Raw genomic sequence first — 16,214 nt, forward strand, 5'->3', positions numbered from 1 at the left:
ATTCTTACTGTCAAGTGGTTTGTTGGTGGGAGAATGATTTGCAAGAGGTTTAGATGACTAGTATAGCGAATATTAAATTGTTGATAGTTTAAATAGTTGCTGCTTCATCGGGATTAATTTCATCCATTTTATATGTCCAATGATAAACGATTGGATCGGCATTGATCTCATCGAAGTAGCGGTATATCCGCTCCGACAGTTCCTCCTTTGAATTGACGCGGATGCCTTTTAACATCTGCTTTGTCATTTTGCTGAAAAAGCTTTCAATCATATTCAGCCATGAAGTGTGTGTCGGGGTAAATACAAACAAAAAACGGCCTTCGGGTAACGTTGCAAGAAACTGTTGGGTTTCCTTTGAAGTATGGGCTGAGTGGTTGTCCAGTATCAGCCGTATTGTGTCACCCTCCGGGTATTTTACATCAAGAATCTTTAGAAACTCGATAAAATCAGAACTTTTGTGTGTCTGGCTGACCAATGGAATTGCCTCCCCTGTCAAAAGGTCAATACCTGCAGGCAGTGACAGCGTCCCAAGCCGCACATACTCATAATCCCGGCGGACATAACCTTTTTCCTCTGTCGGGGTATGGTCGGGATATTTGTTGGCAACAGCCTGGATGCCGGGTTTTTCATCATATGAAACAGTATGTGTCAAATGCCCGTTTTCCGGTATGATGATATTCCCATCAATGCCAAACTGCATCTCGACCTGCTTATAGACCAGGAGGACGTCATGCATCTTATTCTCAAAATCAGGGTCTTTCCGTTCAAGATAATACTTGATCCTGAATGGTTTTATATCCATCTTTTTGAGATATTTTTGGAGCCATGGTTTGGTAACTGTCTTTAAGCGTGGATAGCCGGCTTCTTCAGCATATGCCTGTATATGTCTGTGCAACGCAGCCAGTGTCCATAATTCTGCAGCATAGCCAGGGTCACAGGGTTTTTGGCAGGCTATACTGACAATCCATGCTTTTGCATCGTCAGTAATCTCAACTGGTCTGCCGGAACGCTCGTCATCAAATATGGCAAGGTTAATTCCATTGTTAAGATAACGGTCAATACAGCGCCGGACGGTATTCACACTAATGCCCAGGCCGTCTGCGATAGCCTTGTCTGTCCTGGCTTCGGATTTCCATAGCAATATTCGGGCACGGTCAACAACCTGCGCCTGGATAGTTCTGGCTTTTATCAATGATTTTAGGTAATCACGTTCTTCATCTGATATTGTAATGCTATAAGATAACGCTGGCATAATCAGCCTCCATAAATTATATTTATTAAGTCTATTATACCAGATACCGAAACTATCAACAACTTAATTTATGATATACTAGTACAGCGTTTTTTTGATGCTCATATACTATCAAGGCTGTTTTTAACCAGCATATTTCCAGTTAAATGCTTTGGCTGTTAAATTGTATTGTTTAATAAAATTAAGGATGCTTTGAGCCATTTCCTCTACGGATTTATAGCTGCCTTTTTTCAAAAGCTTCCGATTGATGATACCAAACCAGATTTCTATCTGGTTCACCCAGGAACTGTGCTTCGGCGTATATACAAAACGAATCCTGTGGCTTTCATCCATAAGGAAAGTTTCCCTGCTTTTCATGCTCTCCAGTATGCCTTTCTTTCCCTTAATACCAGGATCAACCGTAATGGAACATTTCTGTGCAACCAACTTTACAGGTCCTTCGGATTTATGGGTATTAAGACCATCACAGATAATGATATAGTTTTTATCTGCATCCTCTGATATAAGCTGCCCCACAGCATTGCAGAAATCTTCCTCATTTCGTGTGCTGTTCAGATACGGTGACTGGATCCTGCCATCTGCAACACGCAGGAATGTGATCAGACTTATAGTGCCATGACGGATGTATTCAAACTCATGCAGCGCCGGGCTGCCCGGGCGTACCGGCTTGTCCGGATATTTGCGCTCCAATGCCTGGATCCCGGTCATTTCATCCGTGGAATATACTTCCGTACCGCATTCAGCAAGTTCCGAAGCCTGAAGATAGATGCCGCAGATTGTTTCAATTTTTTTTAAAGGATTCCGGGTTATCGTGCCTTTCCGGGGAGTTGAGCCAGTAACGGTTTTTCCATGGTGCGATACCCGCAAATTTAAGGAACCTCTGTACACTTGCGACAGAAATGGATCCCACGATACCCTGCCTGACAGCTTCTTTCGCAAGGGATGCAAGATTCCAGCAGCTCAGCTCACAGCCAAAGTCTTTTGGGTTTTTACACGCCAGTTCATTGATGAGCATGATCTGTTCCGGGGTGAATACAGGCTCTTTTCCGGGTCTTTGTTTATCTGAAAGCACAGACTTTATGACATCAGACAGCTTTTTATCACCATCCGGTCCGTCATACTCCTCCGTCTGGGCAATAAGGTCTATGTTGTTATAAAAACGATTCCGCCATATGCTGACAGTCGAATAGGTGGTTCCAAGCGCTTCTGCGATCTGGGTATTGTTTTTCTCCTCCGCGGCCATCAATATAATTTTGGATCGGGTCACAATACATGATGGCAGGGAATAGCTGGTGCTGAAATTTTTTAATATTGTTTCTGCCTTATCAGACAAAGTAAAAGAAGCAGCTTGAAAACCACGCATAATATTCCCTCCAATTTGAACCAATTCCTGTTAAGATATTATTGCATATTTTATAAAAAAATGGAAGAAAAAAGTATATGGTTATCAAAGAAACATTGTACTAGCATAAATCCATATTTAAAACGCCCTTAGCTGTGGGTAGGAACTCATGGCTAAGGGCGTTTTTTGTCGTGCTTGTCAATCGGTTTTTAGTTTGTCCTTGAACGCTTCGACTAAGGTATCGCTCAATTCCTTAGATGGGATATTCGCCCAATGCTGCGTAGTGTCAAACTTCGGGTAATTGTACCGCCACTGGTCGTAATCTTCCCTGCTGATTTCCTCGGCAGAGAGCTTTGTAGCCTGTTCCTGCCAAGCGGTAAGCATTTGCAGTAATTCGGCGGCATCCTTACTTTTGTCTTTGTTGACTTTCAAACAGACTTCTCCGTCTGCTTCACTGACGGTAAGACCGTAAATGTCCTCAAGTGCAAATAAGGTGTGCATAAGACCGATGTAGCTGTCAATGTCGGGTATGTCCAGAGCCTGCGGCGCAACGTCAAGAGCCTGTGCCAGTGCAGCCGCCAAGTCTGCTTTTGGCTTGCGTGAGCCAGTTTCGTACTGTGCCAGACGCACGTCTGCGCTCCGTTCGGGAAAACCGACAAGCATACCAAGGTATTTCTGTGTCATGCCCCGCATGATGCGGAAAAAATGTATTCTTTCGCCAATCGCCATAATGTTTCACTCCTTGTTCGTATGTTTATAAGGAGTATAGCATATATGCTTAGAAAAAGTCAAGAATAAGCGAAACAAAAAAGTTTAATATTTTCTTGCAAACCTATTGACAGTAGCAAAAATGTTTAGTATTATGAATTAAGCAAAAACGCTTAGAAAGAGAAAGGAGAGGTTGTATGGACAACAAATTTATCCGTGTGGACGAGGTGGCGCAAGAGCTTTCCGTATCAAAGCCTTATGCTTACAAGCTCATCAAGAAATTAAATGACGAGCTGAAGGAGCAGGGGTTTATCACGATTGCGGGGCGTGTCAACCGCCAGTATTTTGAGGAAAGACTCTACGGGGCGGGGGAAAAACAGGGAAAGGAGATGGAGTAAATGCCAGTATTTAAGAACGAGGGCAACGGCACATGGTATGTGATGGCAAGGTATGTGAACTGGAAAGGGGAGCGGAAACAGAAATGCAAGCGTGGGTTTGCCACAAAGCGGGAGGTGCAGGAATGGGAGCGGAAATTCCAGTTGCAAAATTCCGCTGACCTTGACATGGACTTTGAAGCCTTTACAGAGCTTTATGCGAATGATGTCAAGAACAGATTGAAAGAAAACACGTGGCTGACAAAGGAGCATATCATTCGGACGAAGATTCTTCCGTACTTCGGCAAGATGAAGATTAGTGAGATTGGCACAAAAGAAATCATTGCATGGCAGAATGAGCTGCTTGCCTACCGTGATGAAAAACGCAATCCCTATTCGCAGACGTATCTGAAAACAGTTCACAATCAGCTTTCAGCGATATTCAACCATGCAGTACGGTATTATGACCTCCGCTCCAATCCTGCGGCAAAGGCGGGCAATATGGGGAGCGAGGAACACAAAGAAATGCTGTTCTGGACGAAAGAGGAATATAAGAGGTTTGCGGATGAAATGATGGACAAGTCAGTTTCCTATTATGCGTTCCAGATGCTTTACTGGTGCGGAATCCGAGAGGGAGAATTATTAGCCCTGACCGCCGCAGATTTTAGTTTTGATAAGGAAACAGTCACGATTAACAAATCCTACCAACGCCTGCATAGGGAGGACGTGATTACGTCCCCGAAAATGAAAAAGAGCAACCGTACAATCAAAATGCCGAAGTTTCTCTGCGAGGAAATGCAGGAATATATCGGTATGCTGTATGGTTTAAAGAAAAAAGACCGTATCTTTACAATAACAAAGAGCTATCTCCATCACGAGATGGATAGAGGCGCAAGAGCCGCAGGGGTAAAACGTATACGGATTCACGATTTACGCCACAGCCACATCAGTTTGTTGATTGACATGGGGTTCTCGGCGGTGGCGATTGCCGACCGTGTGGGGCATGAGAGCATTGAAATCACTTACCGCTATGCACATTTATTTCCGTCAAAGCAGGCAGAAATGGCAGACAGGCTTGACGATTTAGGAAAGGGGGATTTTTGATATGTCGGCAAAGAATTTAGACAACTGCAACCGTTGGAGGAACAAGACCGTCGCCTTTCGGGTATCCCCCGAAGAAAATGAGCGGATTGACAAAGCGGTGCGGCTTTCGGGGCTTACCAAACAGGACTATATCACAAGGCGGCTCTTATGCCAAGATGTGGTAGTGCAGGGCAATCCGAGGGTGTATAAGGCTCTCCGCAACGAGCTTGCCGCTGTCTTTGCAGAATTGCAGAGGATTGAAGCGGGCGGGGGTGTAAATGAAGAACTGTTTGACACAATCGAACTGATTGCGGTTATCCTCGGCGGTCTGAAAGGAGAAGGTGAAAATGACGGATAAAAAAGAAGTGACTGCTCCTATTGTATCTGTTGGCGCAGATACGGAGCAGTCACTTCAAAAATGTAATAGTAATAGTATAATCCTAAAAACCGAAAAATTCAATATTTTCGTAGAAAAAGGCGGTGGCTGCAATGGCTGAGCTTAAAATTTTGAACATGGACGAGATACCTGCAACCGAGGTCGGGTGGCTTTGGTATCCGTATATTCCTTATGGAAAGATAACCATTGTCCACGGAGACCCCGGCGATGGAAAGACAATGATGATTTTACAGTTAGCTGCTATCTTATCAAGGGGAGATAAACTGCCTTGTGACGATACAGAGCGTGAGCCGATAAGAATTATTTACCAAACCGCAGAGGATGGACTTGGCGACACAATTAAGCCCCGTCTGCTTGCAGCCAATGCCGACTGTACGCAAATCAAGGTAATTGACGAGTCGGAAGCTGCGCTCTCAATGTTTGATGAAAGAATTGAACAGGCAATTATTGAAACGGGCGCAAAGGTAATTATTTTAGACCCTGTACAAGCGTATATCGGCGCTCAAATTGATATGAATAGGGCAAACGAAGTCCGCAATGTCCTTTCGCAGTTAGGACGGGTAGCAGAAAAACATGGATGCGCCGTTATCCTTGTCGGACACTTGAATAAAGTACAGGGCGGAAAAGCAAATTACAGAGGGCTTGGCTCAATCGACTTCCAAGCAACGGCACGAAGCGTACTCATTGTCGGCAGGCTCAAGGAAAACAAGGAAGTGCGGGTAGTTGCGCATGAAAAATCTTCCCTTGCGCCTGAAGGTGAGCCTATTGCTTTTGAACTGAATAAAGAAACTGGATTTGTATGGAAAGGTCATTATGACATTTCCATTGATGATTTATTAAACGGCATTAGCCGTGAAAAGAAATCCGAACAAGCAGAGAAATTAATCATGGATTGCCTGTCTGATGGGAAATACCAACAGCAGCTTATATTAAAGAAAGCACAGAATATCGGCATCTCAAAAAGAGTGCTTGACGAAGCAAAAAAATCTCTCGGCGTTAAGTCAATAAAGGAAGGCAATGGGTGGTATTGGGAACTTCCCGAAGAAAAAGAAGCGAGCAACTGTTAAGGTTGCAACATTGCAAATGTTTAGGACAAGTGCAATCTTGCAATGTTCTTTTTCGGTTGGGAGTGGACAATATTAAAGTTTTTGCGGGGTGCAGGGGGCTTTTTACAAAAAGCCGCCCTGTCTCGTCTGCCGACTCGGTCGGTTCGCAGCTTGTGTGCCACTGGCACACGCTCACCCCTCGGAGAGCGCAAAACCTGCCTGCAGGTTGCATTTTTGTTGGCACAGCTGACAAAAGTGCTTTTGCGTTACTTTCGGTTACTTTCGGGAAAGTAACAAAGCCTACCAGCCGAAAAGAAAGGGAGTGATTTTATAAGACGGACGATTAGCGCAATGGTTGGGAAAGGCTCGGTCAACCATAACAGCCGCAAATTTAAGGCTGAAAATGTGGATGGTGACCGTTCACACCTTAATGTAGATTACTGCAATGAGAATATAAAGAAAGTGTATCATAAGCTATTCGATGAAGCGTTACAGAGATATAACGAGAAACAGACAAGGGCAGACCGCTGCATTGCCGATTATTACGAGAAGATACGGAACTCAAAGCAGGAAAAGCCGTTCCATGAACTGATTTTGCAGATTGGCGATAAGGAAAATATGGGTGCGGGAAGTGAGAACGGACAGCTTGCAAGGAAGATTTTAGATGAATATTATCATGGATTCCAAGAGAGGAACCCTAATCTCTATGTATTTTCCGCTCATATCCATATGGATGAAGCAACGCCGCATCTTCATATTGATTTTGTCCCATTCACGACTGGCAGTAAGCGCGGGCTTGATACGAGGGTATCTTTGAAACAGGCGTTGGCGGCGCAGGGATTCAAAGGCGGCTCCCGTGGCGATACGGAGTGGAGCCAGTGGGTACAGTCCGAAAAAGAAAACCTTGCCGCTGTGATGGGGCGGCATGGCATTGAATGGGAGCATAAAGGCACGCATGAGAAACATTTGTCTGTCCTTGATTATAAAAAGCAGGAACGGGAAAAAGAGGTCATCCAACTTGAAGGGCAGATTTCAGAGAAAAAAGAGGAATTTCAAGTATTGTCGGACAGGGTGGAGAATTACGACAAAGGCATGGAAAACCTAAAAACTCTGGAACAGGCGCTTGACACTTCTTCAGAGTACCAGCTGCCAGAGCCGCAGGGGTTCATGTCTGCAAAGTCCTATAAGAATAAAGTGGCAGAGCCTTTGGCGCAAAAGCTGAAATCGCTTGTTAAAACAGCTCTTATAAGGTGCTTTGAAGCGTGGGACAGCTACTATCGGCTGAATGTCACAAACAGCAACCTCCACCGTGAGAATGAGGGGTTAAGGAAAACCAATGAGAAACTGGCAGGGGAAAATGAAAACCTCCGTGTAGAAAACAAAGATTATAAGCTGCTCCGTAAGGCATTTGGAAGTAAGCAGATGGACAATCTTTTAGAGCAGGCAAAAGCAGCACAAAAATCAAAACAGCGTGAAAAACGCTTTAAAAACAACAAAGAAGAAAGGTAGGAAACACTATGGAAAACAGGATTTATGATGAAAGTAACGGTCTTTGGTATGCAAAGAAAGGCGACTATTACCTCCCAGAGCTTGCATTACCTCCCGAAGAAGAAAAGCTGATTGGTATTTGGGAACAGCGGCATTTACGGTATCTTAAAGAGCATAAACAGTTCGTTTATCTCAATCTGCTGACAAGCGGCAGGCTGAATGAATACCTTGCAAGCGTAGATGAACAGGCAGAGGATATGTTTTTTCGGCTGGTAAAGGAGTATGCCGGCAAGCATGGAGTAACGGAGCAATTAAAGGCAGAAAATCAGCTTTTATGGGTTCAAAAAATGAATAATATTCGGGCTTGTGCGAGGGAAATTGTGGAAAACGAGGTAATCTATTTATAAGTGATAGGTGGCACTTCTACGGTATGTGGAAGTGCCTCTCAATTAAGCAAAAATAGTTCGGGGAATTGAAAAATCTTATAAATTCATGTATACTGAAAAAAAGAAATTAGACTGCGAAATTGGGGATTTTTGGAGGTAAGATAAAGATGAGCGAAATTATATTTTTAAGATGCGATGGAAATAACAAAGATTTTATAGAAAATTGCAGGTTACTTGATGAGGATTTGGATTTGCGAGTTGGAAAAGTGATTAAACGGGATAAGTATGCTCAATATAACCTAATTGATAAAATAAACGAAGCGATAGTTGTTTATCGGGGAAATAATCCGATTGGTGGTGGTTCGATACGTCCTTATGATGAAAATACAGTAGAGCTAAAAAGAGTGTTTGTCATACCAACTGAACAAGGAAAGGGCATAGGAACAGAGTTGGTTTCTAAACTAATAGAGTGGGCGAAAGAACTGGGATATAAGAAAATGATTTTGGAAACAGGAGAACTTTTAGCGGAATCCTGTCATGTATATTTAAAGTTAGGATTTAAGCAAATTCCTAATTATGGTGCGTATGTAGATATGCCAGAGTCTCTCTGTATGGGAAAAGAATTATAAGTTGAAACAGGCATATAAGAAATTTATCGTAATGCTGCATATAAAGAAAATTAAGATTGAGGAAGATAATGATATGAAGATAATAAACAAAGACATAGATAGCGGAAAACCCTTTGACTGGGGGCAAACTTCTTTAGATTATGCGAAATTCCGTGATATTTATCCACAAGAGTTTTATCAAAGGATTGTTGACCGTAAATTATGCTTGGACGGACAAACTGTCCTTGATATTGGAACAGGAACGGGGGTTCTTCCTAGAAATATGTATCAATATGGGGCGAAGTGGACGGCTGCGGATATTTCAGAAAACCAAATTGAACAAGCAAAAATTCTCTCAAAGGGTATGGATATAGATTATCATGTTATATCAACAGAGGATATAAGTTTTTCGGATAATTCTTTTGATGTAATTACAGCCTGTCAGTGTTTTTGGTATTTTGACCATGAAACTGTTATGCCTAAGTTTTATCGTATGCTGAAACAAGGGGGAAGTATTCTTGTTTTATATATGGCATGGCTGCCGTTTGAGGATGAGATTGCAGGAGCCAGTGAAAAACTCGTATTAAAATATAATCCAAATTGGAGTGGTGCAGGAGAAACGAAACATCCAATAGACATACCAGATTGTTATAAAGAAAACTTTGCGCTTGTATATCATGAAGAATTTACTCTAAGAATACCGTTTACCCGTGAAAGCTGGAATGGAAGAATGAAGGCTTGCCGTGGGCTTGGCGCTTCACTTACCCAGAAAGAGATTTCGATGTGGGAACAAGAGCATATGACGCTCCTTGGACGAATTGCGCTGAATGAATTTGAGATTTTGCATTATGCTGCTATTGCAGAGCTTAAAAAGTATTAATTTTTGTTTGTTAAATTAACATATATGAGGTTTTGCATAAATATGGATTATAAAATTCGAGAAATCAGAAAAAATGAATATCCAATATTATCTGATTTTCTGTATGAAGCAATTTTTATTCCAGAGGGCATGGACAAGCCGCCAAAATCTATAATTGAGCAGCCAGAGCTGCAAGTATATGTTGAGGATTTTGGAAAAGAAGATGATTGGTGCTTAGTTGCAGAAGTAAAAGGGAAGATTGTAGGCGCAGTATGGGTGCGTATTATGGATGATTACGGGCATATTGATGATGAAACGCCTTCATTTGCTATTTCACTGTATGAGGAATATAGGAATATGGGCATTGGTACAGCACTTATGAGGGATATGCTTGAATTTTTAAAGAATAAAGGCTACAGACGGACATCCCTTTCTGTACAGAAGGTAAATTATGCGGTTCGTATGTATCAGAAAGTGGGTTTTGAAGTCATTGACGAAAATGAGGAAGAATACATCATGGTTTGTCGGTTGTAGTGTGATGAGGAGGGCATATGTAAATGTCTGATAATTTAGATGAAAAACAGTAAAGGAAGCCTTAAAAACATTATTGAGAATAATAGCACTATTCCGTATAAGGCTAAAACGGAGATAAAAGCGATAATAGAATTGGAACACAATCCAGAAAAATTGCTACAAGAGTGCCTGTTATATATGCTGTCATATAAGGGATAATCTGTGATAAAGGAAGTGGTTGGAGATAATGAAAAATATGAAAATAGATGCCAATGGGACAGAAATCAGAGTAATAGGTGATGTTGTAAATGAAGAAGCTTATATTTCTTTAACGGATATTGCCAAATATAAAAATCCAGACAATGCTTTTATCGTGGTTGCGAACTGGATGCGTAATCATTCCACGATTGCATTTTTGGGTTTGTGGGAACAGATTCATAATTTCAATTAGAAACTCATAATTTTACAGGTGTTTATCACACCTCATAGGGTTTTAATAAAATCCTCCAAAAGCCTTGAAAATAAAGGATTTATCGCAATCAGTACACCTTAATTCTTTATATGGTTTCACACAATGTTACCCTTGTTCTGCACAATCATAAGGGCAAAATCAAGGGCAGAAAAATCTCATAACAAGATATAACAAAGTGTGGCAATCGGGGAAATGTGATGTATGTGCGAATATATTATAACGGAGGATTTTTTAATGGACAAGTATATTTATGATGAAAGCAACGGTCTTTGGTATGAACTGCAAGGAGATTATTATATTCCTTGCCTTACTTTACCAGCCGAAAAAGGACACAAGCCTATCGGCTTATGGGGGCAGCGACACAAACACTATTTGCAGGAACATAAACGGGCAGTTTATACCACGCTTCTCACAAGCGGAAAATTGAACTGTTATCTTGCTGATATTGACGAACAGGCAACGGAAATGATGTTTCGATTAGTTGAGCAAATGGCTGATAAGGAGGGTGTGACCGAACAACTCAAAGCAGAAAACCCGATGTTGTGGATTGGAAGAATGAACGAGATACAAGCAAGGGCAAGAGAAATAGTTTGCACTGAAATCATCTATATTTAAGCAATTACGGAAAGAGCAATTATAGCTAATAAGCATAGTTGCTCTTTTTATGTGTGATTTAACATAGAAGAATAACAGTATCTATATGTTTTAATTAGGATAAGACCAACAAAATGGAAATACTTTGTTCCAAAGGTATACAAAGGTATAAAAATCTTGATACTGCCATTTTAATTGTTTATAATATAGACATTAAATGAGGCATAGTTATTTATGCAGAGGAGAGATGACTTATTTATACAATTCTTGTACTTGAAGACGATTTAGAATTAAATCAAACGATTTGCACAGCTTTACAAAAAGAAAACTATCGTGTATATAATGCTTATACTTGTAAAGACGGACAAGCTATCGCAATCAATCATACCTTTGATTTAGCAATATTAGATATAAATTTGCCTGATGGCGACGGATTTCATTTTTGTAAATGGATAAAAGCACGAAATAATGTTTCGATATTGTTTCTTTCTGCACGAGATTTAGAAGAAGATATTCTAAATGGTTATGAAATAGGAGCAGATGACTATGTGACAAAGCCCTTCTCCATGAAAATTTTGTTAAAGAAAATATCCATTATATTGTCAAGGGAAGTTAAAAAAACAAACATATACGATGACGGTTTTCTAAAGATTGATTTTGAATTAGGAGTTGTACAGATTGAAGAAAAAAGTTGTCCTATTACGCCTACCGAATACCGTATTTTGAAAAAATTGATTGATAATAAAGGACAATTACTAACTTATTCTGTTTTGTTGGATTCCTTATGGGAAGAAGGAATTGAATTTATGGATAAGCATACTCTTGCAGTCAACATTAACCGTTTGCGAAAGAAAATTGAAACAGACAAACATAGTTATATTTCAAACATATACGGAATGGGATATATATGGAAATAATTTACATTCTTATTATTGTGTTGTTCATAGGGATTATTATAAGTCTATTATGGAAAAATCGCTGTCTGAAACACGATATTTATGACTTTACAGAAAAATTAGAAAATAGTTTAAATGAGTTATTAAACAGCAGAAATTTAAACAAAACAATCTGTGAACAAGATGACTTATGGGGCATGGTTTATGAAAAGCTATGTCGTATTTCTGATATGTATACGCATAAAAATCAAGAACTGTTCAAAGAAAAAGAAAATTTAAAAGAGTTAGTTTCTGACATATCCCATCAAACCAAAACACCTCTTGCGAATATTAAATTATATCAAGAAATGCTTTTCGACAAAGTAAATAAATCAGAAAGCACAGAGCATTTAATAAAAATGAGCAAGCAAGTGGATAAATTGGATTTTCTTCTTCAAAACATGATAAAAATGTCACGATTGGAAACTGGAACAATCAAAATACAGAAATCAAAACAGTTTATAGCAGAAACTCTTGCATTGGCGATTGGAGCAGTTGTTCCAAAAGCAGATAAGAAAAACATTCAGATTCATGTTACATATGATGAAACACTTCAACTTGAGCATGACAAAAAGTGGACAGCAGAAGCTATTTTTAATATTCTTGATAATGCAGTTAAATATACGAGCGTAAATGGCAGTATCAACATAGTCGTAAACAAAGAAACCATTTTCACAAAAATTAGCATTACCGATACGGGAAAAGGGATTCCTTTAGAAAGACAGGGAATGATATTCAACCGTTTTTACCGTGAGCCAGATGTTCATAATACAGAGGGTGTAGGTATTGGATTATATCTGGCACGAGAAATTATCTGTATGCAAAAAGGATATATTGAAGTTGAATCAGAATCAGGAAAAGGAAGTACTTTTCATTTATATTTCCCTAATTAGACCGCATGGAAAAATCACAGTTTTGTGATTTTTTCTTTTTGTGAACAGTTTGTGATTTTTCTATTCTATGATAAAAACAGAAACGGAGGAATGTCTATGGAAAATATCATTGTAAAAACAAAGTCTTTAAAAAAGCATTATGAAGTCGGTACTCATACCGTAGTTGCTTTAAACGGAGTGGATTTTGAAGTAAAGGAACGGGAGTTTGTTTCTATTATAGGAAAATCTGGTTGTGGAAAAAGCACTCTTCTTCATATGTTGGGAGGTCTCGATTCTCCTACATCTGGATCAGTAATTGTAGATGGTATAAATCTATCGGAAATGAATCAGGAGCAACTTGCTCTTTTTAGAAGAAGAAAAATAGGTTTTATTTTTCAACAATATAATCTGATTCCAGATTTAAATGTGTATGATAATATATTGTTTCCATTAGAACTTGACGGAGTTAAAGCTGATAAAGAATTTGTACAAGAATTGCTGAAAACACTTCACATTGCAGATAAAACAGAAATGTTTCCCTCTATGCTATCTGGCGGAGAGCAACAGAGGGTTGCTATCGCAAGAGCATTAGCGGCTAAACCTGCCATTATCCTTGCAGATGAGCCAACTGGCAATCTTGATACATCTTCCAGCCATGATGTTATAGGACTTTTAAAAATTGTTGCAAGAGAATATCAGCAAACACTAATTGTCATTACACACGATTTGGATATTGCACAAATGGCAGATAGAATAGTTAGATTACAAGATGGAAAATTAGTGGGAGGAAGTGATTCTGATGTTAGCAAACAATAATCGTCAGATAATAAACAAATTAGCTAAAAACACAGTGCGAACAAATAAGCGTCAATTTTCCATTCTATTTGTTACGATTATGTTGTCTGCATTTATGCTTTTTTCTGTTTTTACTGTAGGATTAACTTATTTGGACTTAAGCAGATTACAAAATTCTCGTCTATATGGTTCAGAACGGGACATTGTTATTATGAACGGATTTACGGCAAATCAGAAAGAAACTCTTATCAACAATTCCAAGATTGAAACAGTCGGTGTGCTGTCTTATTGCGGAAATGTAAAAAGCAGTGATATGGATAGTACAGTTAACGCTGCTTTCCTTTGGGGAGATGAAACATATTGGGAAAGTCAAAAAAGCCCCGTAAGAACCGAAATGGACGGACACTATCCACAGAAAGAAAATGAACTGTTAGCTACAGAAGAAGTTCTTGCCGAATGTGGAAAAAGTTCTTTGGAGATTGGCGATAATCTTTCGATAACTTATGAAGATAATACAGGTATTCATACAAAAGTTTTTGTTATCAGCGGAATTTGGAAAGGCTACGGCACAGATAAAGAAAATTTCTATGTTTCGGAAGATTTTTACAAGCAGACAGGTTATGATTTAGAATCAAGTGGAATTTTACAAGCGAAGTTTAAGAGCAATTATGTCACAGAAAAAACAATCGAAAATCTAAAAGATAGCCTCAAACTATCGTCAGCACAGGTTTTTCAAGCTACCGATTATATTGAAAAATCTTTGACAATCTTGCTTGCCGTATTCGGACTTGGTTTTATTATTTGTTTGAGTGCATATTTGCTGATTTACAATATTCTTTATCTATCGGTTTCTGGGAAAATCAGATATTATGGATTGTTGCAAACATTAGGGATGACAAAAAGACAGTTGGTTCAACTTATCAAAAAGCAAATAGCAGTTGTAGGAGTGACAGGGATTATTGCAGGAATAATTCTGGGTGTAACAATTTCCTTGACTCTTATTCCTCATGTAATAAAAGTTCTTGGAATTTCATTAGGAAATACGGGGGTACATTTTTATCCAGAAGTGTTGGTGCTGAGTGCGTTAGTATCAGGAATTGCAGTACTATGCGGTGTTAGAACTCCGATTCATATTGCTACGGATGTAACGCCTGTTGAAGCCACCAAATACAGGGATAACATTGAAATTGCCTATACAAAGAAAATTCGCAAGGGCAATTTGTATTGGAACATGGCGATAAATCAGCTTAGAAAAAACAAAAAAAGAACTATTGTTGTTTTTCTATCGCTTGCAACAAGTTTAATTGTATTTTTCTGCTTAACTACACTCATTGATAGTCAGGGCAAACGAACGGTATATCCCAACTATTGGAACGCTGATTTTATTGTATATAATGATACGCAGATAACAGACGATATATCCTCTTTACAAGCTGCTATTGATGATAAATTTGTATCTGATATAGAAGAAACAGAGGCTATAAAAGAGGTTCATGCTGTGAAGGGAGTTCCTGTTACTTTCCCATATTGCAAGAATTCTTTTTCTGATTTTTGGATAAAAAGTTATACGGAATTAAAACCATATTTGTCATACTCCGAAACAGCTTTGGAATATCAACAAAACCCTGAAAAATATTATGGTATGATAAAGGGAATTGACGAATCAGAGTTTGATTATTTGAATGATACACTTGGAAATATTATAGATAAGCAGGATTTTTTGAATGGGAAAACGGCAATTTTGCAATATGCAGGGTTTGAAATACCAGAAAAATGGATAGGCAGTACCATACCGTTTTTCATTGGTACGGAGAGACAGGAAATTGTAATTGGAGCTGTCAATTATGGAGACTATTATGGAGCAACTGCGAATATCGGGGCAAATCTGATTATCAGTGAAAAGTATATGGAAAGTTTAACTGCGAATCCATATATTTTAAGTCTCAATATTAAATACGAACAATCCTACGAAGTGGAAACAGAAAATAAAATAAAAAACATTATTGAATCAAGTTCATACAGTTCAGATTTGATTTGCCTTTCAAAATATGATGATATGAAAATAATTCAGGATTCGCAAAGTGGTATGTATGAAATAGGTACGGCAATTTCTCTTCTTTTGTTGTTGGTGGGTATGTTGAACTATATCAATACAATGGCAAGTAGTATGCAAAATAGAAAGTTGACTTTTTCAATTATGGAAAGCGTAGGTATGTCAAGAAAACAAATAAGAAAATTACTGATTCGGGAAGGAATTTTATATGCAGCCGGTTCGGTTTTTATCACGCTGACAATCGGAATAGGTATTACCTACTTTGTTTTTCAATCTATGAATTACATGAAAATACCTTTCATGCTGCCTATATTTCCATTGATATATGCAATTTTGCTTATAATGATGATATGTATTCTGACACCACTAATTACTTACAAAAAGCTTGTAAGAAATCGTTCTATCGTTGAGCGATTACGGGAATTTGAATAATGGTT

General features: G+C 39.1%; 19 protein-coding genes and 1 pseudogene. 16 read left to right on the forward strand and 4 right to left on the reverse strand.

The window, feature by feature from the left end; all coding sequences use genetic code 11:
* Nucleotides 1-88: 88 nt before the first annotated feature.
* The 4 genes from VSQ32_00680 to VSQ32_00695 form a co-directional block, all read right to left on the reverse strand.
* A complete protein-coding gene (locus VSQ32_00680) occupies nt 89-1,252 on the reverse strand; it encodes an IS630 family transposase (GenBank protein ID MEH2941405.1) in 1,164 nt (387 codons plus the stop codon).
* A 123-nt stretch (nt 1,253-1,375) separates the two neighbouring features.
* A complete protein-coding gene (locus VSQ32_00685) occupies nt 1,376-1,960 on the reverse strand; it encodes a transposase (protein ID MEH2941406.1) in 585 nt (194 codons plus the stop codon).
* A gap of 73 nt (nt 1,961-2,033) precedes the next feature.
* A complete protein-coding gene (locus VSQ32_00690) occupies nt 2,034-2,615 on the reverse strand; it encodes a helix-turn-helix domain-containing protein (GenBank protein MEH2941407.1) in 582 nt (193 codons plus the stop codon).
* Nucleotides 2,616-2,792: 177 nt separating this feature from the next.
* Entirely contained in the window at nt 2,793-3,323 is a 531-nt protein-coding gene (locus VSQ32_00695; protein MEH2941408.1) for a helix-turn-helix transcriptional regulator, read from the reverse strand.
* A 176-nt stretch (nt 3,324-3,499) separates the two neighbouring features.
* On the opposite strand from VSQ32_00695, the gene VSQ32_00700 reads away from it, so the two are divergent.
* The 16 genes and pseudogenes from VSQ32_00700 to VSQ32_00775 all read left to right on the forward strand — a co-directional run bounded on the left by VSQ32_00700 (nt 3,500) and on the right by VSQ32_00775 (nt 16,209).
* Nucleotides 3,500-3,700, forward strand: a complete 201-nt coding sequence (locus VSQ32_00700) for a LysR family transcriptional regulator (GenBank protein ID MEH2941409.1) — start codon at nt 3,500-3,502, stop codon at nt 3,698-3,700.
* Nucleotides 3,701-4,780, forward strand: coding sequence for a site-specific integrase (locus tag VSQ32_00705; GenBank protein MEH2941410.1), 1,080 nt, complete (start codon nt 3,701-3,703; stop codon nt 4,778-4,780). It abuts the gene before it with no gap.
* A 1-nt stretch (nt 4,781) separates the two neighbouring features.
* The gene (locus VSQ32_00710; protein ID MEH2941411.1) at nt 4,782-5,117 is read left to right on the forward strand and encodes a hypothetical protein; all 336 of its coding nucleotides are present in this window, start codon (nt 4,782-4,784) and stop codon (nt 5,115-5,117) included.
* Nucleotides 5,107-5,256: a hypothetical protein gene (locus VSQ32_00715; protein MEH2941412.1), complete on the forward strand. Its 150-nt coding sequence runs from the start codon at nt 5,107-5,109 to the stop codon at nt 5,254-5,256. Before VSQ32_00710 ends, VSQ32_00715 begins: the two co-directional genes overlap by 11 nt.
* Nucleotides 5,249-6,223 carry an AAA family ATPase gene (locus tag VSQ32_00720; GenBank protein ID MEH2941413.1) on the forward strand — a complete coding sequence of 325 codons (975 nt, stop codon included), beginning with the start codon at nt 5,249-5,251 and terminating at the stop codon, nt 6,221-6,223. Before VSQ32_00715 ends, VSQ32_00720 begins: the two co-directional genes overlap by 8 nt.
* Nucleotides 6,224-6,553: 330 nt before the next feature.
* Complete coding sequence (locus tag VSQ32_00725) at nt 6,554-7,711, forward strand: plasmid recombination protein (GenBank protein MEH2941414.1); 1,158 nt, start codon at nt 6,554-6,556, stop codon at nt 7,709-7,711.
* Between the two features lie 8 nt (nt 7,712-7,719).
* Entirely contained in the window at nt 7,720-8,097 is a 378-nt protein-coding gene (locus VSQ32_00730; GenBank protein ID MEH2941415.1) for a TnpV protein, read from the forward strand.
* Between the two features lie 146 nt (nt 8,098-8,243).
* A complete protein-coding gene (locus VSQ32_00735) occupies nt 8,244-8,705 on the forward strand; it encodes a GNAT family N-acetyltransferase (protein ID MEH2941416.1) in 462 nt (153 codons plus the stop codon).
* Nucleotides 8,706-8,778: 73 nt separating this feature from the next.
* Nucleotides 8,779-9,564 (forward strand): class I SAM-dependent methyltransferase, encoded by a 786-nt coding sequence (locus tag VSQ32_00740; protein ID MEH2941417.1) that lies wholly within the window; start codon nt 8,779-8,781, stop codon nt 9,562-9,564.
* A gap of 42 nt (nt 9,565-9,606) precedes the next feature.
* Nucleotides 9,607-10,077: a GNAT family N-acetyltransferase gene (locus VSQ32_00745; protein MEH2941418.1), complete on the forward strand. Its 471-nt coding sequence runs from the start codon at nt 9,607-9,609 to the stop codon at nt 10,075-10,077.
* 235 nt (nt 10,078-10,312) lie between these two features.
* Nucleotides 10,313-10,498: pseudogene (locus VSQ32_00750) on the forward strand (KilA-N domain-containing protein).
* Nucleotides 10,499-10,762: 264 nt separating this feature from the next.
* A complete protein-coding gene (locus VSQ32_00755; protein MEH2941419.1) occupies nt 10,763-11,143 on the forward strand; it encodes a TnpV protein in 381 nt (126 codons plus the stop codon).
* Nucleotides 11,144-11,385: 242 nt separating this feature from the next.
* Entirely contained in the window at nt 11,386-12,039 is a 654-nt protein-coding gene (locus tag VSQ32_00760; GenBank protein MEH2941420.1) for a response regulator transcription factor, read from the forward strand.
* Complete coding sequence (locus VSQ32_00765; GenBank protein MEH2941421.1) at nt 12,030-12,950, forward strand: HAMP domain-containing sensor histidine kinase; 921 nt, start codon at nt 12,030-12,032, stop codon at nt 12,948-12,950. The genes VSQ32_00760 and VSQ32_00765 overlap by 10 nt, the downstream gene beginning before the upstream one ends.
* A 96-nt stretch (nt 12,951-13,046) precedes the next feature.
* Nucleotides 13,047-13,745 (forward strand): ABC transporter ATP-binding protein, encoded by a 699-nt coding sequence (locus VSQ32_00770; protein ID MEH2941422.1) that lies wholly within the window; start codon nt 13,047-13,049, stop codon nt 13,743-13,745.
* Entirely contained in the window at nt 13,729-16,209 is a 2,481-nt protein-coding gene (locus VSQ32_00775; GenBank protein ID MEH2941423.1) for an FtsX-like permease family protein, read from the forward strand. Before VSQ32_00770 ends, VSQ32_00775 begins: the two co-directional genes overlap by 17 nt.
* The last annotated feature ends 5 nt before the right edge of the window (nt 16,210-16,214 follow it).

This window comes from Lachnospiraceae bacterium JLR.KK002, from assembly GCA_036941025.1.
Lineage (GTDB): Bacteria > Bacillota > Clostridia > Lachnospirales > Lachnospiraceae > Petralouisia.